A 20,824-nucleotide genomic window follows, 5' to 3' on the forward strand; every position below is an offset into this window, starting at 1 on the left:
ATCTAACCGGATACCCACCTCAGCACGCTAACTCAAGCCGTTCGGGCGCCTCCCGGAGAGAGGGAGAGCGGCGGAGAACCAGGCTGAGAACGCGATGAATCCCGGATATAAAGTCATAACGACCACGGGTACCAGGCAATGCTCCGGCTGAACAGAAAATCGTTAACCCGCGAAGCGTGATTACCTTAGCACTTTCTGTATTTTGTTAAAGGGTTTTATTAAAAATTAAAAAATAACACCGTGATGTTAATTTTATTTTACAAAAAGTGGTATCGAGAAAATAAGCGACTGAATCGAGGCAGGTCTATGAAAAAACGAAACAACAAAAATAAAGACAGATAATTATTAAAAAATAATCATAACTTCAGGTTATTAATCGTCATATATCCGGGCTCTCTTTTTAGTGGCCGCCATTTTAGCCTGGGCAAGCGCCGGAAAATGGCCCGGTGATATCTGGCAGATGCACAATTTATCCCCGCCACCGGGGAGGCGATATTTTGTTATCTGGTGTTTTGTTGTACTGTGGAGTGAGGACAAAATCAAAACAAGGTTTCAAAAAACCCTATAAACTGAGGAGAGATTATGACTTACCTGGCCAGCCCGGAACGTTATCAACACATGACGTACCGACCCTGCGGGCGCAGCGGTTTACGTCTGCCTGCCCTTTCCCTCGGCCTGTGGCATACCTTCGGCGACAACAGTCCCCTGGACACTCAGCGGGCACTGTTACGCAAAGCGTTCGATTTAGGGATCACCCATTTTGATTTGGCCAACAACTACGGGCCGCCCGCTGGCAGTGCCGAAAGCAACTTCGGTAAACTGCTGCGCGAAGACTTCCGCCCCTGGCGTGATGAGCTGATTATCTCCACCAAAGCCGGTTACGACATGTGGCCAGGCCCTTACGGTAACGGCAGCTCACGTAAATATTTACTGGCCAGCCTGGACCAGAGCCTCCAGCGCATGGGGCTGGACTATGTGGATATTTTCTACTCCCACCGGGTAGACGAGACCACTCCGATGGAGGAGACCGCCGGCGCCCTGGCCCACGCAGTACAAAGCGGCAAAGCACTGTATGTGGGGATCTCGTCCTACTCCACAGAGCGCACCCGGGAAATGGCCGCCCTGCTGGCGGAATGGAAAATTCCGCTGCTTATCCACCAGCCCTCTTATAACCTGCTGAATCGTTGGGTGGACAAAAGTGGCCTGCTGGATACCCTGAAGGACAACGGCACCGGCTGTATCGCCTTCACGCCGCTGGCCCAGGGGTTGCTGACTGGTAAATACCTTAACGGCATTCCGCAAGGCTCACGGATGTTCTATGAGGGCAAACGGGAACGCGGCCTGACAGAAAACATGCTCAGTGAAAGTAACCTCAACAGCCTGCGCCTGCTTAACGATATGGCCATAAAACGCGGCCAGACCATGGCACAAATGGCCCTGAGCTGGCTGCTGAAGGACGACCGGGTGACCTCGGTACTGATTGGCGCCAGCCGTCCTGAGCAGCTGGAAGAGAACGTGAAGGCACTGGATAACCTGCACTTTAGCCAGCAGGAACTGGACGCCATTGACCAGTATGTTGCCGACGGCGAACTCAACCTGTGGCAGGCCTCTTCCGATAAATAGCCCCTGCGAAAGAACACTTGTGACACAAAAAACCCCGCAATCGCGGGGTTTTTTATGCTGGGGTGGACGTTACCGGGACGAGGACGGTTTAACCGCCTCTTCACCCACCAGACCGATTTTCAGGTAACCGGCCTGACGCAGCGTATCCATCACCTTCATCAGGGTTTCGTAGTCCACGGTTTTATCGGCCCGGAAGAAGACCGTGGTGTCCTTCTTACCAGCGGTAATACCGTTGAGTTTCTCTATCATGGTGGCATCGGTTACCGGCTCATTACCGATAAACATCGCCTTGTCTGCCTTCACGGACAGATAAACCGGTTTTTCCGGGCGCGGCTGTGGCTCACTGGAAGAGGCAGGTAAGTTCACCTTGACATCAACCGTCGCCAGCGGTGCCGCGACCATAAAGATAATCAGCAGCACCAGGATCACGTCGATAAACGGCGTGACGTTGATGTCGTGCATTTCATTATCTTCACCGGCATTCTCGTTAAGATGCATGGCCACGGTGAATTATCCTATCCGTAATTTCTGGGCGTTATGTGCCGCCACAGACGGCACGGAACTGGCGCTTAAATCCAGGTCACGGCTCTGGAGCAGCAGGATTTGCGCGGCCACGTCACCGAGGTCAGCTTTATAGCCGTTAATAGTACGAGAGAAGATGTTATAGATGATAACCGCCGGGATAGCGGCAACCAGGCCGATAGCCGTTGCCAGCAGCGCTTCCGCGATCCCCGGGGCAACAACGGACAAGTTAGTGGTTTGGCTATGGGCGATGCTGATAAAGCTGTTCATGATCCCCCAGACGGTACCGAACAACCCCACAAACGGCGAAATCGCCCCGATAGTGGCCAGATACCCGTTGCTGCGGCCTAAATAACGGGCAACACCGGCAACTTTACGCTCCAGGCGGAACGAGGAGCGATCTTTAATGCCTTCGTTATCTTCACTGCCGGAAGAGAGTTCTAGCTCGTTGTGTACTTCTTCAACCAGCTGACGGCTAAAACTATGTGCATCAAACTGCTGGGCCATTTCCCGCGCCTGATCAAACGATCGGGCTTCAGACAGTTGCTGCTGTTCCTGCTTTAGGCGCCGTTTCTGTTTAATGAACTCGGCCCCCTTACTAAAGAAGATCGCCCAGGTAATCACCGACGCCAGTATTAAGCCAATCATCACCGCTTTTACCACTAAATCGGCATGGTGATACATACCCAGGACGGAGAGATCCGCCTGCATCAAATTTTCTTCCACGCTAACGCTCCAGGACGAACATAAGGAAAACTGCCGCTAATGATAACAAAAACGCACCGAATTGATAGTCGTTCTCATTAGTATTTACAGAGTGCAATTTTTTCTGCCGAATTTCCTTGCGCTTACGCACTAAAAAAGCGCTATTGCTGGTTTTTCAGCTTTTGATCGGCAATAAAAAAGCGCCTGCACAATAGCACCAGGAAGTGATAACGTATATCGATATTTAGACATCCAGACGGATAAACGGAGCTGTAAACATGGCGTCACACGACAATAATGCGCGCGATCGCGCGCCCCATCTCGACACCGCCCTGGTCAACGCCGGGCGCCGTAAACACTTCACCCATGGCGCCGTAAACAGTGTTATTCAGCGGGCCTCTTCGCTGGTCTTCGACAGCGTGGCCGATAAACGCAACGCCACCGCGGGCCGGGCCAGCGGCGAACTGTTTTATGGCCGCCGCGGCACCCTCACCCATTTCTCACTTCAGGAAGCGATGTGTGAACTGGAAGGCGGTGCGGGATGTGCGCTGTTCCCCTGTGGGGCCGCCGCCGTGGCCAACAGCATCCTCGCCTTTGTTGAACAGGGCGACAACGTGCTGATGACCAATACCGCTTATGAACCCAGCCAGGATTTTTGCAGCAAAATTCTCGCCAAACTGGGGGTCACCACCAGCTGGTTTGATCCACTCATCGGCAGCGATATTGCCGATAAGATCCAGCCCAACACCCGGGTGGTGTTTCTTGAGTCCCCGGGCTCCATCACCATGGAAGTACACGATATCCCGGCCCTGGTGGCGGCAATCCGCGCCAAAGCGCCTGAGGCCATCATTATGATGGACAATACCTGGGCCGCCGGGGTGCTGTTCCGGGCGCTGGACTTCGGGGTAGATATCTCGATTCAGGCCGGAACCAAGTACCTGGTCGGCCATTCCGACGCGATGATAGGCACCGCGGTGTCTAATGCCCGCTGCTGGGATCAACTGCGGGAAAATGCCTATCTGATGGGCCAGATGGTTGATGCCGATACTGCTTATGTCACCAGCCGGGGGCTACGTACCCTGGGGGTACGCCTGCGCCAGCATCAGCAAAGCAGTATTGCCGTTGCCCAGTGGCTGGCGGCGCAACCCCAGGTAGCACGGGTTAACCACCCGGCATTACCCGGTTGCCCAGGCCATGAATTCTGGAAACGGGACTTTACCGGCAGTAGCGGGTTGTTCTCTTTTATTCTTAAGCAACGTTTGACAGATCGGCAACTGGCCCACTTCCTGGATAATTTTACCCTGTTTAGCATGGCCTATTCCTGGGGGGGGTTTGAGTCCCTGATCCTGGCCAACCAGCCGGAGGAGATTGCCGCGATTCGTCCGGGCTGCCAGACACCGCTGGAGGGCACCCTGGTGCGGCTCCATATTGGCCTCGAAAATACCGACGATCTGATCGCAGATTTAGCAGCAGGACTGGCCAGAATAGCGTAAAGTGGCCGGCGCCGGACACCTGGACAGACAACGGACACTAAAGGAAACGTAAAGGTTCGTGTCTGATCAAGGTGTCCGATAATAAATCAGGTTACAATAGCCCTTCACGTTAGACGTACAAGAAAAGCGGTACCACAGGATCCTCCATGGTTGTCATTCAACATATTGCCACTGCGCTGTGGCAACACGATTTTGCTGCACTTGCTGACCCGCATATTGTCGGCATTGTCTATTGCGTAATGTTCGCTACCCTATTCCTGGAAAACGGCCTGCTGCCGGCCTCTTTCCTGCCGGGTGATAGCCTGCTGTTACTGGCGGGTGCCATGATAGGCCGGGGGGTAATGGACCTGGTGCCCACGATCCTGATTTTGACCGCCGCTGCCAGCCTCGGCTGCTGGCTGAGCTATCTGCAAGGGCGCTGGCTGGGTAACACCCGTATCGTGAAAGGCTGGTTGTCACATCTTCCTGACCAGTACCATCATCGCGCCACCTATATGTTTGATCGCCACGGCCTGCTGGCGCTGCTGGTGGGGCGTTTTCTGGCATTTATTCGTACCCTGCTGCCGACCATGGCGGGGATCTCGGGGCTGCCGAACCGTAAGTTCCAGCTGTTTAACTGGCTGAGTGGCTTCCTGTGGGTCAGCGTTATCACCGGCTTTGGTTATGCCATCAGCATGATCCCGTTTGTCAAACATCACGAAGATCAGGTGATGACCTGCCTGATGGTGCTGCCGATGTTATTGCTGGTCGGTGGGCTGATGGGTACCGTTCTGGTGGTGATCCGCAAAAAAATCAGCGCCTGAGTAAGCGCAATACCGCAATTTACCGATACCGCCCACCAGGGCGGTATTTTTTTGCCCGCGCGCCCGGTGCAACCTCCCTGAGAAACTAGATACCGCCCTGCACCGCCCGCAGCCGCGCCGCGTCTTCCCCCGGGGTTAACCCAAAGTAGCGCTTAAACTCCCGGCTAAATTGCGACGCACTCTCATAGCCCACCCGCATCGCCGCGGCGCTGGCTTTCATGCCGTCATGCAGCATAAACATCCGCGCCTTATGCAGACGGTAGTTTTTCAGATATTGCAGCGGCGAGGTGCTGGTCACCGCTTTAAAGTTATGGTGAAACGCCGAGACGCTCATATTGGCCTCGGCGGCCAGCTGATCGACACTGAGGCTTTCGGTGTACTGGGCTTCAATGCGCCGTAATACCCGGCTGATCAGGCTGAAATGGCTCTGGCGGTTAATCAGCGCCATCAGCGCACCGCCACAGGGGCCGGTTAATACGTGGTAGAGAATTTCCCGAATAATATGCGGGCCGAGGATCCGCGCGTCCAATGGGCGGTCCAGCACATCCAGCAGCCGCTCGAGGCTACATAACAGCTCACCGGTGAGCTGGGCTGAATTGATCCCGCTGGCGCTGGGGGCCGGGTGGAAGGCATCGTCTTCGCCAATCTCCATCACCAGCTCCTGCAGTTGCAGTAAATCAATATTGATCCGTATCCCCGCCAGCGGGGCGTCTGGTGTCGCCTCGGTTTCACACTCAAAGGGGAGCGGTACCGTCAGCAGCAGATAATCATTGGCGTCATAGCGGAATATCCGCTCATTGACATAGCCTGTTTTATGCCCGGAGAAGAGAAAAATCACCCCGGGCTGGTACATCACCGGTATCCGCGGGCAAGGCTGTTACCCGTAGAGCAAGCGGATGTCCGGCATCTGTCCGGCATTATTAAAATCGCCGTTATTCAGGTACTTAATTCGTTTCGTCAGCTGATGATAAATCGTTCCGGTTGCCACAGCATTACACTCATTTGCCATAATTCATGCTCAGTATATTGCAAATATTTACCAAAATTCTCCAGCACTCTGGAGGATCAGGCAAGAGACAGGCAGAAATATGCATTGGCCTGAAGGCCGCCAGCGCGGACAATAACACCACATTGAGCAACACATTCACCTGAAGTATTCACCTGAAGTAGGGGAACCGAATAATGAATAATTTTGACCTGTATACGCCGACCCGTATTTTGTTTGGTAAAGGCGCCATTGACCAGTTGCGTGCCCAGATCCCGGCCGATGCCCGGATCCTGATTACTTACGGTGGCGGCAGCGTGAAAAAAACCGGCGTGCTGGATCAGGTTTACCAGGCATTGCAGGGAATGGATATCGTCGAATTTGGCGGTATCGAGCCTAATCCGGCCTATGAAACCCTGATGAAAGCCGTTGAACTGGTGCGTGAGCAAAAAATCACCTTCCTGCTGGCTGTCGGTGGTGGTTCGGTACTGGACGGCACCAAATTTATCGCCGCCGCGGCCCATTACACCCACAATAACGATCCCTGGGACATCCTGGAAACCTACGGAGAGTTCATCACCAGCGCCATCCCGATGGGCTCAGTACTGACCTTACCGGCTACCGGCTCCGAATCTAACAAAGGCGCGGTGGTTTCCCGCCGCACCACCGGTGACAAACGCGCCTTCCAGTCACCGTTTGTTCAGCCGGTATTTGCGGTACTTGATCCGGTGTATACCTACACCCTGCCGACCCGCCAGGTGGCTAACGGTGTGGTGGATGCGTTTGTGCACACCATCGAACAGTATCTGACCTACCCGGTTAACGCCATGGTGCAGGACCGTTTTGCCGAAGGCATTCTGCTGACCCTGATTGAAGAAGGCCCGAAGGCCCTGAAAGATCCGCAAAACTACGACGTGCGTGCCAATATCATGTGGGCCGCCACCATGGCCCTGAATGGCCTGATCGGCGCCGGTGTACCTCAGGACTGGGCTACCCATATGCTGGGCCACGAGTTGACCGCCATGCATGGTCTGGACCACGCGCAGACCCTGGCCATCGTCCTGCCGGCGCTGATGAACGAAAAACGGGCCCAGAAACACGACAAACTGCTGCAATACGCGGCGCGGGTCTGGAATATCACCAGCGGTAGCGATGATCAGCGTATTGATGCGGCCATTGCCGCCACCCGCCAGTTCTTCGAAACCATGGGGGTTGCCACCCACCTGCGCGATTACCAGCTGGACGGCAGCACCATCCCGGCACTGCTGAAGAAACTGGAAGAGCACGGTATGACCCAACTGGGCGAGCATAACGATATTACGCTTGACGTCAGCCGCCGGATTTACGACGCGGCGCGCTAAGGGATTTACCCGGGAAACTTTCGTTTTCCGGCAGATAGTCCAGACTTAGTGCAAGAGTTTAACCGGGCCCTTATCGCGTTATCAGGCGAGCAGGCCCGGTTCCATGTACAGAAGGAGGAACCGATGACACATCCGACTATCATCAAGCTCCAGGACGGCAATATCCTGCCGCAACTCGGCCTTGGCGTCTGGAAAGCCAGTAACGAGGACGTGGTTAACGCGATCAATAAGGCGCTGGAAGTGGGGTATCGTTCAATTGATACCGCCGCCGCCTACAAGAACGAAGAAGGTGTCGGCACCGCCATTCGCCAGTCCGCCCTGCCGCGCAGCGATCTGTTTATCACCACCAAATTGTGGAATGACGATCAGCAGCGCCCGCGCCAGGCGCTGGAGGCCAGCCTTGAGAAACTCCAGCTCGATTATGTGGATCTGTGGCTAATGCACTGGCCGGTGCCGGGTAAAGGCCACTATCTGGAAGCCTGGCAGGGCATGATCGACCTGCAACAACAGGGCCTGGTGAAAAGCATCGGGGTATGTAACTTCCAGATTGAGCACCTGAAAAAATTGATCGACGAAACCGGCGTCACGCCGGTGATTAACCAGATAGAACTCCATCCACTGATGCAGCAGCGCCAGCTCCACGCCTGGAACGCTACCCATAAAATCCAGACTGAATCCTGGAGCCCGCTGGCCCAGGGGGGTGAAGGGGTATTCGATAATCTCATCATCCGCCGGCTGGCAGAAAAATACGCCAAAACCCCGGCACAAATCGTGATCCGCTGGCACCTGGACAGCGGCCTGGTGGTGATTCCGAAATCCGTCACCCCGTCGCGTATTGCGGAAAACTTTGACGTCTGGGACTTCCGGCTGGAAAAAGACGAACTGGGCGAGATAGCCAAAATGGATGTCGGTAAACGGTTAGGCCCGGACCCGGACACCTTCGGCGGGTAATACTGCCTGACAACGGGCGCCCGATGCTCCGGGCGCCGTCATTAACACCTTGCGTTACTTCCCTGCCCCACTGCGGGTGCCTTTCTTCCCCTGTGGGCCACTGCGGCGGCCTGCGGTAGCGGCAGCGTTCGGCCGCCCGGAACGGCCAGTCTGGGGTTTATTGCCGGCCCCGGGTTTGCTGTCCGCGCTTCTTGCCCCGGCCGGTTTGGCCTGCGCTTTCCCGGCGCCGCTTTTCCCCGGGCCTGCTTTCCCGGATGCCGCTTTTGCCCCCTGCCCGGCACCACGCTGATGGACAATATCCGTGTGGCGGGTCAACGCAACTTTACTGCCGCGGTTCTGGCGGCGGGCTTCACGCATCTCGTCAATGGTCGGTGCCGGTACCAGGCAGTCACGCCGTCCGCCAATCAGGTGCTTCATCCCCATACTTTCCAGGGCCTGGCGAATCAGCGGCCAGTTAGCCGGATCATGGTAGCGCAACAGCGCCTTATGCAGGCGGCGCTGGCGATCGCCGCGGGGAATGTAGACGTCTTCACTCTTATACCCCACCTTACTCAACGGGTTCTTACCGGTGTAATACATGGTGGTCGAGTTAGCCAGCGGCGACGGGTAGAAGTTCTGCACCTGGTCGAGCCGGAAGCGGTGGCGTTTCAGCCACAGGGCCAGGTTCACCATGTCTTCATCTTTGGTACCCGGGTGCGCAGAAATAAAATACGGGATCAGATATTGCTCTTTCCCGGCCTGCTTCGAGTAGAGATCAAACAGCTCTTTAAAGCGATCGTAGCTGCCCATGCCCGGTTTTTGCATTTTGGACAGCGGGCCCTGCTCGGTGTGCTCAGGGGCAATTTTCAGGTAGCCCCCCACATGGTGGGAGGCCAGCTCTTTGATATAACGCGGATCTTCCACCGCCAGATCGTAACGCACCCCGGAGGCTATCAGGATTTTCTTGATCCCATCCAGCCCCCTGGCGCGCCGGTAGAGATCAATCGTCGGCTGGTGGTTGGTGTCCATATGCTGGCAGATATCCGGGTAGACACAGGAGGAGCGGCGGCAGGTCTGCTCCGCCCGGGGGGATTTACAGCGCAGCATATACATGTTGGCGGTCGGGCCACCGAGATCGGACACAATACCGGTAAAACCCGGTACCGTGTCGCGAATCGCTTCTATCTCGTTAATGATCGAATCTTCAGAGCGGCTCTGGATAATGCGCCCTTCGTGCTCGGTAATCGAGCAGAATGAGCAGCCCCCAAAGCAACCGCGCATAATATTGATGGAGAAACGGATCATGTCATAGGCCGGGATCTTCGCCTGACCATAGGACGGATGCGGAATACGCTGATACGGCAGCGCAAATACGCTGTCCATTTCTTCCGTGGATAACGGGATAGCCGGTGGGTTAACCCACAGGTAGCGATCGCCATGCTTCTGCATTAGCGCCCTGGCACAGCCGGGGTTGGTTTCATGGTGCAGAATGCGCGACGCGTGGGCGTACAGCACTTTATCGCCCTTCACCTTCTCGTAAGAAGGCAGCAGCACGTAGGTCTTCTCCCAGGGCTTAGGCCGCGGGGCCTGAACAGTGACGGGTTTCGCCTCGCTGGCCACGGCTTTTTCCGGCTTGCCGTTTTCCGCACAGGGCAGATCTTCCCCGTAAGGATGCGGGATAGGATCGATTCGCCCCGGGGTATCCAGACGGGTGGAGTCCACCCCGGACCAGCCCGGTAAGGCCTCTTTACGCAGCATCGCGGTATTGCGGATATCGAGAATATCGCCGATCTTTTCCCCGGCCGCCAGGCGGTGGGTCAGCTCGACCATTGGCCGCTCGCCGTTACCGTACACCAGCATGTCCGCTTTGGAATCCACCAGCACCGAACGGCGCACAGTGTCAGACCAGTAATCGTAATGGGCAATACGCCGCAGGCTGGCCTCAATGCCCCCCAGCACCACCGGCACATCGCTCCAGGCTTCTTTACAGCGCTGGGTGTACACCAGAGTCGCCCGGTCCGGGCGTTTACCGGCGACGTTGTCCGGGGTGTAGGCATCATCACTGCGCAGCCGGCGATCCGCGGTATAGCGGTTGATCATCGAGTCCATATTCCCGGCAGTCACCCCAAAATAGAGGTTAGGCTTACCGAGGCGCATAAAGTCCGCTTTGCTGGTCCAGTCCGGCTGGGAAATGATCCCCACCCGGAAGCCCTGGGCCTCCAGCATTCGGCCCACAATCGCCATACCGAAGCTCGGGTGATCCACATACGCATCCCCGGTAACAATAATCACATCGCAGCTGTCCCAGCCCAGTTGATCCATTTCTTCACGTGACATGGGTAAAAAAGGCGCAGGGCCAAAACAGGCGGCCCAATACTGGGGCCACGAAAAGAGATCGCGATCGGGCTGAATCAGGGAGATGCTGCTCATAACGTTTCCGGAAGTGATACAAAAACCATCAAAGGGGCAGGATTATACGCCTGATGACAACATAAAAAGAAGGGCCTTGAGGAGAAAATAGCCACCCGTCAGCCCGGGGCGGCGGTCTTTTGGGGGGATTGGGTTAATCAATGGGGGGAATCAATAAAGAAAAGCCCACCGCAGTGGGCTTCAGTACCATAGCCGCCGATCAGTACAGCAAACGGGCGCGCATGGTCCCCGGAATAGCCTTCATTTGTTGCAGGGCGTTACGGGCCACGTCTTCGTCCGCATTAATGTCGATAACCACGTAACCCAGATGTGCCGAAGTTTGCAGATACTGGGCGGCAATATTGATGCCCTGATCGGCAAAAATATGGTTGATCGCCGTTAGTACCCCGGGGCGATTTTCGTGGATATGCAACAGACGGCGGGCGCTGCCTGGATGCTGCGGCAGGGATACTTCCGGGAAGTTGACCGCCGAGAGCGTTGAGCCGTTATCAGAGTATTTGGCCAGTTTACCCGCCACTTCGAGGCCGATATTTTCCTGGGCTTCCATGGTGGAACCGCCAATGTGCGGCGTCAGCAGCACGTTATCAAACTCAATCAGCGGTGAGCTGAACGGATCGCTGTTAGTGGCCGGTTCAGTGGGATACACATCAATGGCGGCCCCGGCCAGATGTTTACTGGCCAGCACATCGCACAGGGCCGGGATATCAACCACCGTCCCCCGGGAGGCGTTAATCAGCAGCGCACCCGGCTTCATCAGCGCCAGCTGTTCTGCGGCAATCATATTTTTGGTGGACGCATTTTCCGGTACGTGCAGGCTCACTACGTCACTCATATTGAGCAGATCGGACAAATGCTGCACCTGGGTGGCATTACCCAGCGGCAGCTTGCTTTCAATATCGTAGAAGAACACGTTCATGCCCAGAGATTCCGCCAGGATCCCCAGTTGGGTACCTATATGGCCGTAGCCAATGATCCCCAGTTTTTTGCCCCGCGCCTCAAAGCAGCCCGCGGCCTGTTTGTTCCATACCCCACGGTGGGCTTTGGCGTTCGCCTCCGGCACACCGCGCAGCAGCAGTAACAGCTCGCCAATCACTAACTCGGCCACGGAACGGGTGTTCGAGAACGGGGCATTAAATACCGGGATACCGCGCTTCGCCGCGGCGTCCAGATCCACCTGATTGGTACCAATACAGAAACAGCCGACGGCGACCAGCTTCTCAGCAGCCGCAATAACGTCTTCAGTCAGATGAGTACGGGATCGTAAGCCAATGAAATGCGCGTCACGGATGGATTCTTTTAACGACTCGGTGTCCAGTGCACCTTTGTGGTACTCGATGTTGGTATAACCCGCTGCGCGAAGGCTATCAATCGCCTTCTGGTGAACACCTTCGACCAGCAGAAACTTAATCTTGTCTTTCTCCAGTGATACTTTTGCCATTTCCCGACCCTGTCTTATCTGAACTGTGTTGTGTCTGGGCGCTAGTAATAAGCTCGCCTTCTGTCAACATATCAAAAAATACGCCAGCGGCAATATGAACGTTTGCGTCGCCAACATGTGCAAATATCACACAGGGTTAGAAAACAGAATAAAATGTTACAGTTGGAGGAAATATCGGCGTTTATTAAATTACAGATAATAATTTGTGACATATGTCACCAAAACACCGGGTGACATTTTTTGTGATATTTCTTTGGCGGGATGGGGGCCGGTAAGCCCCCGGTCAGATTATTTGGTAATGATAGTTTTTACACCCTCGGGGGTGCCGATCAGGGCAACATCCGCACCGCGGCGGGCAAACAGCCCCACGGTCACCACGCCCGGGATCGCATTGATAGCGTCTTCCAGAGCAACCGGGTCGAGGATCTCCAGCCCGTGCACATCGAGGATAACGTTGCCGTTATCTGTGACGACACCCTGACGGTATTCCGGGCGACCGCCTAATTTCACCAGAGTACGCGCCACACAACTGCGCGCCATCGGGATCACTTCCACCGGCAGCGGGAACTGGCCCAGAATATCAACCTGCTTAGAGCTGTCGGCGATACAGATAAATTTCTCCGCCACCGAGGCGATGATTTTTTCCCGGGTCAGCGCGGCGCCGCCGCCTTTGATCATCTGCATATGGCCGTTGATTTCGTCAGCGCCATCCACATAGACCCCCAGGGAATCTACCTGGTTGAGATCAAATACCGGAATCCCCAGGCTTTTCAGTTTTTCGGTGGAGGCATCGGAGCTGGATACCGCCCCTTCAATCTGGTGTTTCATGGTGCCCAGTGCGTCAATAAAATGGGCGGCGGTGGAGCCAGTACCCACACCAACAATGGTACCCGGTTGTACGTATTGCAGCGCGGCCCAGCCAACGGCCTTTTTCAGTTCATCCTGCGTCATGATTTTCGCCTGTGTCATCAATGGGGGAGTCCGGGGCGGCATTATATACCCGCCGGGAAGTAAGTGGCAGGGCTGATCCACAGCCATCGTTGCTGGATCGAGACATTTTTACTGGTAATCCGTGGTAGTGTGTGCAGTTCGACGCTTTTTTCTTGCCGGGATAAGGATTTAACCTGGTTGATGGCCATTTTTATGTCATAGTGCAGAAATAATGAAGACAGGAGCAAACACATCACCATGAAACGCCCGGACTACAGGACACTACAGGCGCTTGATGCCGTTATCAGAGAGCGGGGATTTGAGCGGGCAGCGCAAAAGCTCTGTATAACCCAGTCCGCTGTATCGCAGCGTATTAAACAACTGGAAAATATGTTCGGCCAGCCACTGCTGGTGAGAACAGTCCCGCCTCGTCCGACAGAACAAGGGCAAAAATTACTGGCACTGCTGCGCCAGGTGGAACTGCTGGAAGATGAATGGCTGGGGGATGAACAAGGCGGCGCTACTCCGCTGTTGCTGTCCATCGCCGTGAACGCCGGTAGCCTGGCAACCTGGCTGTTACCCGCCCTGGCGCCGGTTTTAGTAGACTCGCCAATCCGCCTCAATCTGCAGGTGGAAGACGAAACCCGTACCAAGGAACGGCTGCGCCGGGGTGAAGTGGTGGGGGCGGTCAGTATCCAGCCCCAGGCGCTCCCCAGTTGCCTGGTTGATAAACTCGGGGCGCTGGATTATCTGTTTGTCTCCTCCCGTCCGTTCGCCGAGCGCTATTTCCCCAACGGCGTGACGCGCGCTGCCTTGCTGAAGGCGCCGGCGGTGGCGTTTGACCACCTCGACGATATGCACCAGGCGTTTGTGCAGCAGCATTTTGACCTGCCCCCGGGCAGCGTCCCCTGCCATATTGTGAATTCGTCAGAAGCCTTTGTGCAGCTGGCGCGCCAGGGAACCACCTGCTGCATGATCCCGCACCTGCAAATTGAGAAAGAGCTGCGCTCCGGTGAGCTGATTGATTTGACCCCCGGGCTGTTTCAGCGCCGGATGCTGTACTGGCACCGTTTTGCGCCGGAAAGCCGCATGATGCGCCAGGTGACCGATGCGCTGCTGGATTATGGCCATCGTGCGCTGCGGGGGTATTTGCCCGGCCGTTATCCAGCTCGAATACCACATCAACACGATCGTCGAACTGTATTTTCTGCTGTTCATACGTATCGCTGGCGGACACATCAGGCGCCGCCGCCGCTTTCATCATGCGCATCACCGGTACCGGCTGTACATCGGCCACATGGTAGCGCACGCTCCAGACTTGCCCCAGTTTGGTGTGGAAGCCTTCGGCCAGCTTATTCGCCTGGCGGATGGCGTCTTCAATGGCGGCCTGGCGGGCTTTATCCTGATAAGCCTGAGGCTGAGCCACTTCAAACGACACGGAGCGAATCTCATTAAGGCCCGCTTTTAACGCGCCGTCCAGCATATCGTTCAGCCGGTTCAGATCCCGCACTGTCACGGTCACATTGCGGATCGCCTGGTAACCTTTCAGCACCGCTTTACCCTCTTTGGTGTACTCATACATCGGCTGAGTACGCAGGTTTGCCGCGCTGATGTCTTTTTTCTCGACCCCGTTGTTTTGCAGGAAGGTCATATACTGCGCCACCCGCTGATCCGCTTGTTTCTTGGCGGTTCCCGCGTCCTTCGCGGAGACATTAACTTCAATGTTCAGCCGGGCAATATCAGGGACCGCGTCAACCGTTGCCGTACCGGTAGTCACAATATGCGGGCTGTTGGGCAGATCTGCCGCCATCGCTGCCGCACCAGACCCCAGGCCCACCATTGCTGCCAGAACCAGAATTTTAAACTTCACTGTAACTCCTCCATGTACTATTCAACGGATAACCTGGCGAGTATTTAGCATAAAACACTCACTGAAGAGCAGATGTTTCCGAAACAGAGCCCTGGCGGGCAATTTCACCAGAGATCTTACCTATCGGCTAAGCATAGCGGATCCGGGCAAGATACAGTGCGGCAAGCCTCACAGCGGTGGTCAGGCAAACAACGCCTGTAAGTGGTTGATGCCCTCCCGGGCCAGCCCCAGCGCAATCACCCACATCACCACCCCGACCAGGCCGTTAATAATACGCTGCGCCCGGGCAGTACGCAGGCGCGGCGCCAGCCACGCAGCCAGCAGGGCCAGGCCGAAGAACCAGATAAACGACGCACTCACCGTCCCCAGAGCAAACCAGCGCCTGGGCTCCTCCGCCAGTTGGCCACCCAGACTCCCGAGCACCACAAAGGTATCCAGATAGACATGGGGATTAAGCCAGGTCACCGCCAGCATGGTGGCGATAATGCGCCAGCGCCCCTGGCGCATGACCTCGGCACTGGCCAGCTCCGGGTCCGGGCTGGCGGCAGTACGCAGCGCTCCCCAGCCATACCACAGCAGGAACAGGACGCCCCCCCAGGTCACCAGCGCCAGCAGCAGCGGGGACTGCATCAGAATCGCGCTGCCGCCAAAGATCCCGGCGCAAATCAGCAGCAGGTCACTCACTGAGCACAGGGCGGCGATCATAATATGGTACTGGCGGCGGATCCCCTGATTCATCACAAACGCATTTTGCGGGCCCAGGGGGAGGATCATGGCGGAGCCTAATGCAAGCCCCTGAAAATAATAAGATAACACCGGAATAGTCCTTGTATTGCGTAACCAATGGCAGGAGTGTAATCCGCTGTTTATATAAGAGGAAATGGATAATTTTAATCGTGTATTAGTACAACTTATGATGGCCAATGACTCACCAAAGAAGCCAATAAAAAAGGCCAGTTTATACTGGCCTGTTTATTAGCATTATTGCTGGGCTGGCGCCCCGTGGCTGCGGTGCAAATGCACATCCATTTGCGGGTACGGGAAGCTGATATGGTGGCTGTCGAGGGTCTTCTTCACCGCCTCCAGAGTATCCCAGTAAACCGGCATCAGATCGGCGCTGTTGCTCCAGGCGCGGGCGACAAAATTGATCGACGAAGCGCCCAGTTCATTCATCCGCACCACCAGTTCGCGATCTTTCAGTACCCGCGTATCGGCCATCAGAATGTCGGTAATCAGCTGTTTTACCTGATCGATATCGGCATCATAACCCACGCCGATGATCCACTCATTGCGGCGCGCTGGCTCCCGGGAGAAGTTAATGATGTTACCGGCAATCACTTTGCCATTCGGCACCACAACAATTTTGCCGTCTGCGGTACGCAGCGTGCTGGAGAAGATATGCACATTCAGCACGGTCCCGGCAATGCCGCCCAGATCCACGTACTCACCGGTGCGGAACGGACGGAAGGTAACCAGCAGAACCCCGGCCGCCAGGTTGGCCAGCGAGCCCTGTAATGCCAGACCAACGGCTAAACCGGCGGCACCCAGTACCGCGATAACAGAGGCGGTCTGAACCCCTACCCGGCCCAGAGCCGCTATCAGGGTAAAAGCGATAATGGCATAGCGCACCAGCGCAGAAAGAAAATCAGCCACCGTACTGTCAATTTTACGGGCCAACATCAGGCGGTTAATGGTTTTAGAAATCAGCCGCGCCACGATCATACCGATAATCAGGATAGCGATTGCCGCGACAATGTTTACCGCGTAGCTCAGCAACAGCTCCTGATTACGAACCAGCCATCCCCCTGCCTGGTGAATGCTGTCCGCTACGTTAATGTCTTCCATCCTAAAATCCTTATATAAAAAGAATCAAACCCCACCGGGATACATAATCCCTTAAAGGGTAATCAAAAATAGCAGAACATGCCAAACCGTGATCTATACCACACAAGCTGCTCCGCATTTTCAGAAATTTTACCCATAAAAAAACCCGCCATCAGGCGGGTTTTTGCAACCGGAATCGGTACCGGGATTACAGTACGTCTACCGCATTCAGTTCGTGGAATGCTTTTTCCAGACGCGCGATCATGCTGGTCTGGCCGGCACGCAGCCAAACACGCGGATCGTAGTATTTTTTGTTCGGCTGATCGGCGCCTTTCGGGTTGCCCAGCTGGCCCTGCAGGTACGCTTCGTTTTCTTTGTAGTAGTTCAGAATGCCTTCCCAGGTAGCCCACTGGGTGTCGGTATCGATGTTCATTTTGATAACACCGTAACCAACGGATTCTTTGATTTCTTCCGCAGTAGAACCGGAACCGCCGTGGAAGACGAAGTTCAGGCTGTTGTGCGGCAGGTTATGTTTCTTAGACACATAGTCCTGAGAATCACGCAGAATGGTCGGGGTCAGTTTTACGTTACCCGGTTTGTAAACACCGTGAACGTTACCGAAAGAGGCCGCGATGGTGAAACGCGGGCTGATAGCGTTCAGTTTGGTGTAAGCGTAGTCAACGTCCTGCGGCTGAGTGTACAGCGCAGAAGCGTCCATGTGGCTGTTGTCCACACCGTCTTCTTCACCACCGGTGCAGCCCAGTTCGATTTCCAGCGTCATGCCCAGTTTGGACATGCGGGTCAGATACTGAGAGCAGATTTCGATGTTCTCTTCCAGAGATTCTTCAGACAGGTCAATCATGTGAGAAGAGAACAGCGGCTTGCCGGTAGCAGCGAAGTGTTTTTCACCCGCGTCCAGCAGCCCGTCCAGCCACGGCAGCAGTTTTTTAGCACAGTGGTCAGTATGCAGGATAACCGGCACACCGTAGTATTCAGCCATCTGATGAACATGATGCGCGCCAGAGATAGCGCCCAGGATGGCAGACTTCTGCGCACCTTCTGCTTTCAGACCTTTACCTGCGATAAACGCAGCACCACCGTTAGAGAACTGTACGATAACCGGTGCACGCACTTTGGCAGCAGTTTCCAGCACGGCATTGATAGAATCAGTACCTACGCAGTTAACAGCCGGCAGAGCAAAGTTATTTTCTTTTGCTACCTGGAAAACTTTCTGAACGTCATCACCAGTGATAACCCCAGGTTTTACGAAATCAAAAATTTTAGACATGTTACGGTGTCCTGTATCTTCGGCGTTGTATAAATCGGATTTAATTTAATAGCCGCAGCAACTACGGCCGCATAAAACAACGGGCAGGTTTCCCTGCCCGTAAAGATTATTTTTTCGCGCGCTCTTCGAGCATCGCTACAGCTGGCAGCACTTTACCTTCGACGAATTCGAGGAATGCGCCACCGCCAGTGGAGATGTAGGAGATTTTGTCGGCAATGCCGAACAGGTCAATAGCGGCCAGGGTGTCGCCACCGCCCGCGATGGAGAAGCCTTCGCTGTCTGCAATCGCATTAGCCACGATTTCAGTCCCTTTACGGAAGTTCGGGAATTCGAACACCCCTACCGGACCGTTCCACAGAATGGTTTTGGCGTTTTTCAGGATGTCAGCCAGTTTCTCAGCAGACACATCACCGATATCCAGGATCTGCTCGCCGGCGTTTACTTCAGTCACAGACTTCAGGGTAGCCGGGGCAGTTTCAGAGAACTCAGTCGCCACGCGAACATCTGTCGGTACCGGAATATCGCAAGTGGTCAGCAGGCGTTTCGCTTCGTCAACCAGGTCCGCTTCGTACAGGGATTTACCCACGTTGTGGCCCTGAGCAGCAATAAAGGTGTTCGCGATACCGCCACCCACGATCAGCTGGTCAGCGATTTTGGACAGTGAATCCAGCACGGTCAGTTTGGTAGACACTTTAGAACCACCAACGATGGCAACCATCGGGCGGGCCGGTTCTTTCAGTGCTTTACCCAGTGCGTCCAGCTCAGCAGCCAGCAGCGGGCCTGCGCACGCTACATCAGCAAAACGGCCAACACCGTGGGTGGACGCCTGAGCGCGGTGCGCAGTACCGAACGCATCCATAACATAGACGTCGCACAGTGCAGCGTATTTTTTAGACAGCGCTTCGTCGTCTTTCTTTTCGCCTTTGTTAAAGCGAACGTTTTCCAGCACAACCAGTTCACCGGCAGCCACGTCAACGCCGTCCAGGTAGTCTTTTGCCAGACGTACCGGGGCAGACAGTTTGTCTTTCAGATAGTTAACAACCGGCAGCAGAGAGAATTCTTCATTGTATTCACCTTCAGTCGGGCGACCGAGGTGAGAAGTTACCATCACTTTAGCACCCTGTTTCAGGGCCAGCTCGATAGTCGGCAGAGATGCGCGGATACGTGCATCGGAGGTAACTTTACCGTCTTTTACCGGCACGTTCAGATCAGAACGGATCAGTACGCGTTTACCCGCCAGATCCAGATCGGTCATCTTAATTACAGACATGGTGAATCCTCTCGTTGATTCTAAAAGTTTTGCAGGCGCAATCCGCGCCTTACCTGAAACCTGCAGCGGCCATCACTAACGTGGTGTCTAGCATCCGGTTAGCAAAGCCCCATTCATTATCACACCAGACTAAGGTCTTAATCAGGTGCTCACCGCTGACCCGCGTCTGGGTGCCGTCAATAATGGCACTGTGCGGATCATGGTTAAAATCTATCGAGACCAACGGCAATTCCGTATAGTCAACTATACCACGAAATACCCCACTCGCTGCTTTTTGGAACAACTGGTTAATATCCCGTGGGTTTACTTTTTGCGTCACCGTAACACTCAGGTCAATGGCCGTTACATTAATGGTCGGCACCCGGACGGCGATCGCTTCAAAGCGGTCACAAAATTTAGGGAGAATACGCGTAATACCCGCCGCAAGGCGCGTATCCACCGGAATAATCGACTGGCTGGCCGCGCGGGTGCGGCGCAGGTCAGGATGATAAGCATCGATCACTTGTTGATCGTGCATCGCCGAGTGGATTGTCGTCACCGTGCCGGATTCAATCCCAAACGCGTCATCCAGCAATTTAATCACCGGAATAATGCAGTTAGTGGTACAGGAGGCGTTAGAGACAATACGGTGCTCTGCCTCGACCTGACGGTGGTTCACACCGTAGACCACGGTGGCATCCAGATCGGCAGCGCCAGGATGAGAAAACAGGACTTTTTTCGCCCCGGCAGCAAGGTGCATCTCACCATCTGCCCGGCTACCGTAAACCCCGGTACAGTCCAGTACCACATCGACGCCTAATTCCCGCCAGGGTAAGACTTCAGGGTTACGCTCATGCAGGATGCGAATCACATCATCGCCAACCCATAACTGGTCATTTTGCTGACGAACATCCCATGAAAAACGCCCATGACTGGTGTCGTATTTCAGTAAGTGGGCCATTCCTTCCGCTTCTGCCAGCTCATTGATGGCAACGACTGCGATTTCCGCACGGCGTCCTGATTCGTACAAAGCACGAACCACATTACGCCCGATGCGACCAAAGCCGTTAATTGCTATGCGTACCGTCATAGGTCTCCTGCAAGGCTTTCCTGAAAAAGAATGACTGACAGAGTAATCCAGCAGCATTCGTAGTGGAACCTTAGCGGTCAAAACAGGGTGACTGACTGGCTAAGAATCGAACATTTAGCCAACTGAAACGCTTCAGCTAGGATAAGCGAAAGCCGGAATAAAAGGAATCGGCCTGCCCGCCAGGAAACCCTGGAATCTGATCCAGGTCACATTTATCAACGCGATGGCCGCACTATAAGCCTGTTCTTCTGCCCGTAAATCCACCGGGCAGCGGGAATAATCC

Annotated in this window: 15 protein-coding genes and 3 pseudogenes; 6 read left to right on the forward strand and 12 right to left on the reverse strand. The window is 55.0% G+C overall.

Annotated elements, in window-relative coordinates; translation table 11 throughout:
- Positions 1 to 582: 582 nt before the first annotated feature.
- Positions 583 to 1,623 (forward strand): L-glyceraldehyde 3-phosphate reductase, encoded by a 1,041-nt coding sequence (gene mgrA / locus F9C28_RS04270; protein ID WP_199014004.1) that lies wholly within the window; start codon positions 583 to 585, stop codon positions 1,621 to 1,623.
- Between the two features lie 69 nt (positions 1,624 to 1,692).
- Here mgrA and exbD read toward each other — a convergent pair whose 3' ends face one another.
- Both exbD and exbB read right to left on the reverse strand, forming a co-directional pair.
- Positions 1,693 to 2,127, reverse strand: coding sequence for a TonB system transport protein ExbD (exbD, locus tag F9C28_RS04275; RefSeq protein ID WP_199014005.1), 435 nt, complete (start codon positions 2,125 to 2,127; stop codon positions 1,693 to 1,695).
- 6 nt (positions 2,128 to 2,133) lie between these two features.
- Positions 2,134 to 2,871 carry a tol-pal system-associated acyl-CoA thioesterase gene (gene exbB, locus F9C28_RS04280; protein ID WP_199014006.1) on the reverse strand — a complete coding sequence of 246 codons (738 nt, stop codon included), beginning with the start codon at positions 2,869 to 2,871 and terminating at the stop codon, positions 2,134 to 2,136.
- A gap of 257 nt (positions 2,872 to 3,128) precedes the next feature.
- Between exbB and metC the strand changes: the two genes are divergently transcribed.
- Positions 3,129 to 4,343 carry a cystathionine beta-lyase gene (gene metC / locus F9C28_RS04285; RefSeq protein WP_199014007.1) on the forward strand — a complete coding sequence of 405 codons (1,215 nt, stop codon included), beginning with the start codon at positions 3,129 to 3,131 and terminating at the stop codon, positions 4,341 to 4,343.
- A 146-nt stretch (positions 4,344 to 4,489) separates the two neighbouring features.
- Entirely contained in the window at positions 4,490 to 5,146 is a 657-nt protein-coding gene (locus F9C28_RS04290; RefSeq protein WP_199014008.1) for a DedA family protein, read from the forward strand.
- Positions 5,147 to 5,231: 85 nt separating this feature from the next.
- Here the strand turns inward: F9C28_RS04290 and F9C28_RS04295 are convergent.
- Positions 5,232 to 6,155: pseudogene (locus F9C28_RS04295) on the reverse strand (AraC family transcriptional regulator).
- Positions 6,156 to 6,328: 173 nt separating this feature from the next.
- On the opposite strand from F9C28_RS04295, the gene yqhD reads away from it, so the two are divergent.
- Positions 6,329 to 7,492, forward strand: a complete 1,164-nt coding sequence (yqhD, locus tag F9C28_RS04300) for an alcohol dehydrogenase (protein WP_199014009.1) — start codon at positions 6,329 to 6,331, stop codon at positions 7,490 to 7,492.
- A gap of 123 nt (positions 7,493 to 7,615) precedes the next feature.
- Positions 7,616 to 8,443: a 2,5-didehydrogluconate reductase DkgA gene (gene dkgA / locus F9C28_RS04305; protein WP_199014010.1), complete on the forward strand. Its 828-nt coding sequence runs from the start codon at positions 7,616 to 7,618 to the stop codon at positions 8,441 to 8,443.
- A gap of 54 nt (positions 8,444 to 8,497) precedes the next feature.
- Here dkgA and F9C28_RS04310 read toward each other — a convergent pair whose 3' ends face one another.
- The 3 genes from F9C28_RS04310 to rpiA all read right to left on the reverse strand — a co-directional run bounded on the left by F9C28_RS04310 (position 8,498) and on the right by rpiA (position 13,241).
- Positions 8,498 to 10,852 (reverse strand): YgiQ family radical SAM protein, encoded by a 2,355-nt coding sequence (locus tag F9C28_RS04310; RefSeq protein WP_408641441.1) that lies wholly within the window; start codon positions 10,850 to 10,852, stop codon positions 8,498 to 8,500.
- A 199-nt stretch (positions 10,853 to 11,051) separates the two neighbouring features.
- A complete protein-coding gene (serA, locus tag F9C28_RS04315) occupies positions 11,052 to 12,290 on the reverse strand; it encodes a phosphoglycerate dehydrogenase (protein WP_199014011.1) in 1,239 nt (412 codons plus the stop codon).
- A 288-nt stretch (positions 12,291 to 12,578) separates the two neighbouring features.
- Positions 12,579 to 13,241, reverse strand: coding sequence for a ribose-5-phosphate isomerase RpiA (gene rpiA / locus F9C28_RS04320; protein ID WP_199014012.1), 663 nt, complete (start codon positions 13,239 to 13,241; stop codon positions 12,579 to 12,581).
- 237 nt (positions 13,242 to 13,478) lie between these two features.
- Between rpiA and F9C28_RS04325 the strand changes: the two are divergent.
- Positions 13,479 to 14,363: pseudogene (locus F9C28_RS04325) on the forward strand (LysR family transcriptional regulator ArgP); the annotation flags it as partial.
- Here the strand turns inward: F9C28_RS04325 and F9C28_RS04330 are convergent.
- From F9C28_RS04330 to epd, 6 genes and pseudogenes are all read right to left on the reverse strand, one after another.
- Positions 14,320 to 15,090: pseudogene (locus tag F9C28_RS04330) on the reverse strand (oxidative stress defense protein); the annotation flags it as partial. The pseudogenes F9C28_RS04325 and F9C28_RS04330 overlap by 44 nt on opposite strands.
- 180 nt (positions 15,091 to 15,270) lie before the next feature.
- On the reverse strand, positions 15,271 to 15,906 hold the full coding sequence (gene argO / locus F9C28_RS04335) for an arginine exporter ArgO (protein WP_199014013.1): 636 nt from the start codon (positions 15,904 to 15,906) through the stop codon (positions 15,271 to 15,273).
- Positions 15,907 to 16,071: 165 nt separating this feature from the next.
- The gene (gene mscS, locus F9C28_RS04340) at positions 16,072 to 16,935 is read right to left on the reverse strand and encodes a small-conductance mechanosensitive channel MscS (RefSeq protein WP_199014014.1); all 864 of its coding nucleotides are present in this window, start codon (positions 16,933 to 16,935) and stop codon (positions 16,072 to 16,074) included.
- Positions 16,936 to 17,122: 187 nt separating this feature from the next.
- Complete coding sequence (fbaA, locus tag F9C28_RS04345) at positions 17,123 to 18,202, reverse strand: class II fructose-bisphosphate aldolase (protein WP_199014015.1); 1,080 nt, start codon at positions 18,200 to 18,202, stop codon at positions 17,123 to 17,125.
- Positions 18,203 to 18,308: 106 nt separating this feature from the next.
- Complete coding sequence (gene pgk, locus F9C28_RS04350; protein ID WP_199014016.1) at positions 18,309 to 19,472, reverse strand: phosphoglycerate kinase; 1,164 nt, start codon at positions 19,470 to 19,472, stop codon at positions 18,309 to 18,311.
- A 49-nt stretch (positions 19,473 to 19,521) separates the two neighbouring features.
- Positions 19,522 to 20,541 (reverse strand): erythrose-4-phosphate dehydrogenase, encoded by a 1,020-nt coding sequence (epd, locus tag F9C28_RS04355; protein WP_199014017.1) that lies wholly within the window; start codon positions 20,539 to 20,541, stop codon positions 19,522 to 19,524.
- Positions 20,542 to 20,824 lie beyond the last annotated feature (283 nt).

The sequence above is a fragment of the Shimwellia pseudoproteus genome, assembly GCF_016415625.1.
GTDB classification, from domain to species: domain Bacteria; phylum Pseudomonadota; class Gammaproteobacteria; order Enterobacterales; family Enterobacteriaceae; genus Shimwellia; species Shimwellia pseudoproteus.

What these genes read in the sequence shown, in the direction of transcription:
- mgrA (WP_199014004.1), top strand. Translation starts at nt 583, where the DNA reads ATGACTTACCTGGCCAGCCCGGAACGTTATCAACACATGACGTACCGA.
- metC (WP_199014007.1), top strand. Translation starts at nt 3,129, where the DNA reads ATGGCGTCACACGACAATAATGCGCGCGATCGCGCGCCCCATCTCGAC.
- F9C28_RS04290 (WP_199014008.1), top strand. Translation starts at nt 4,490, where the DNA reads ATGGTTGTCATTCAACATATTGCCACTGCGCTGTGGCAACACGATTTT.
- yqhD (WP_199014009.1), top strand. Translation starts at nt 6,329, where the DNA reads ATGAATAATTTTGACCTGTATACGCCGACCCGTATTTTGTTTGGTAAA.
- dkgA (WP_199014010.1), top strand. Translation starts at nt 7,616, where the DNA reads ATGACACATCCGACTATCATCAAGCTCCAGGACGGCAATATCCTGCCG.
- F9C28_RS04310 (WP_408641441.1), bottom strand. Translation starts at nt 10,852, where the DNA reads ATGAGCAGCATCTCCCTGATTCAGCCCGATCGCGATCTCTTTTCGTGG.
- serA (WP_199014011.1), bottom strand. Translation starts at nt 12,290, where the DNA reads ATGGCAAAAGTATCACTGGAGAAAGACAAGATTAAGTTTCTGCTGGTC.
- rpiA (WP_199014012.1), bottom strand. Translation starts at nt 13,241, where the DNA reads ATGACGCAGGATGAACTGAAAAAGGCCGTTGGCTGGGCCGCGCTGCAA.
- mscS (WP_199014014.1), bottom strand. Translation starts at nt 16,935, where the DNA reads ATGGAAGACATTAACGTAGCGGACAGCATTCACCAGGCAGGGGGATGG.
- fbaA (WP_199014015.1), bottom strand. Translation starts at nt 18,202, where the DNA reads ATGTCTAAAATTTTTGATTTCGTAAAACCTGGGGTTATCACTGGTGAT.
- pgk (WP_199014016.1), bottom strand. Translation starts at nt 19,472, where the DNA reads ATGTCTGTAATTAAGATGACCGATCTGGATCTGGCGGGTAAACGCGTA.
- epd (WP_199014017.1), bottom strand. Translation starts at nt 20,541, where the DNA reads ATGACGGTACGCATAGCAATTAACGGCTTTGGTCGCATCGGGCGTAAT.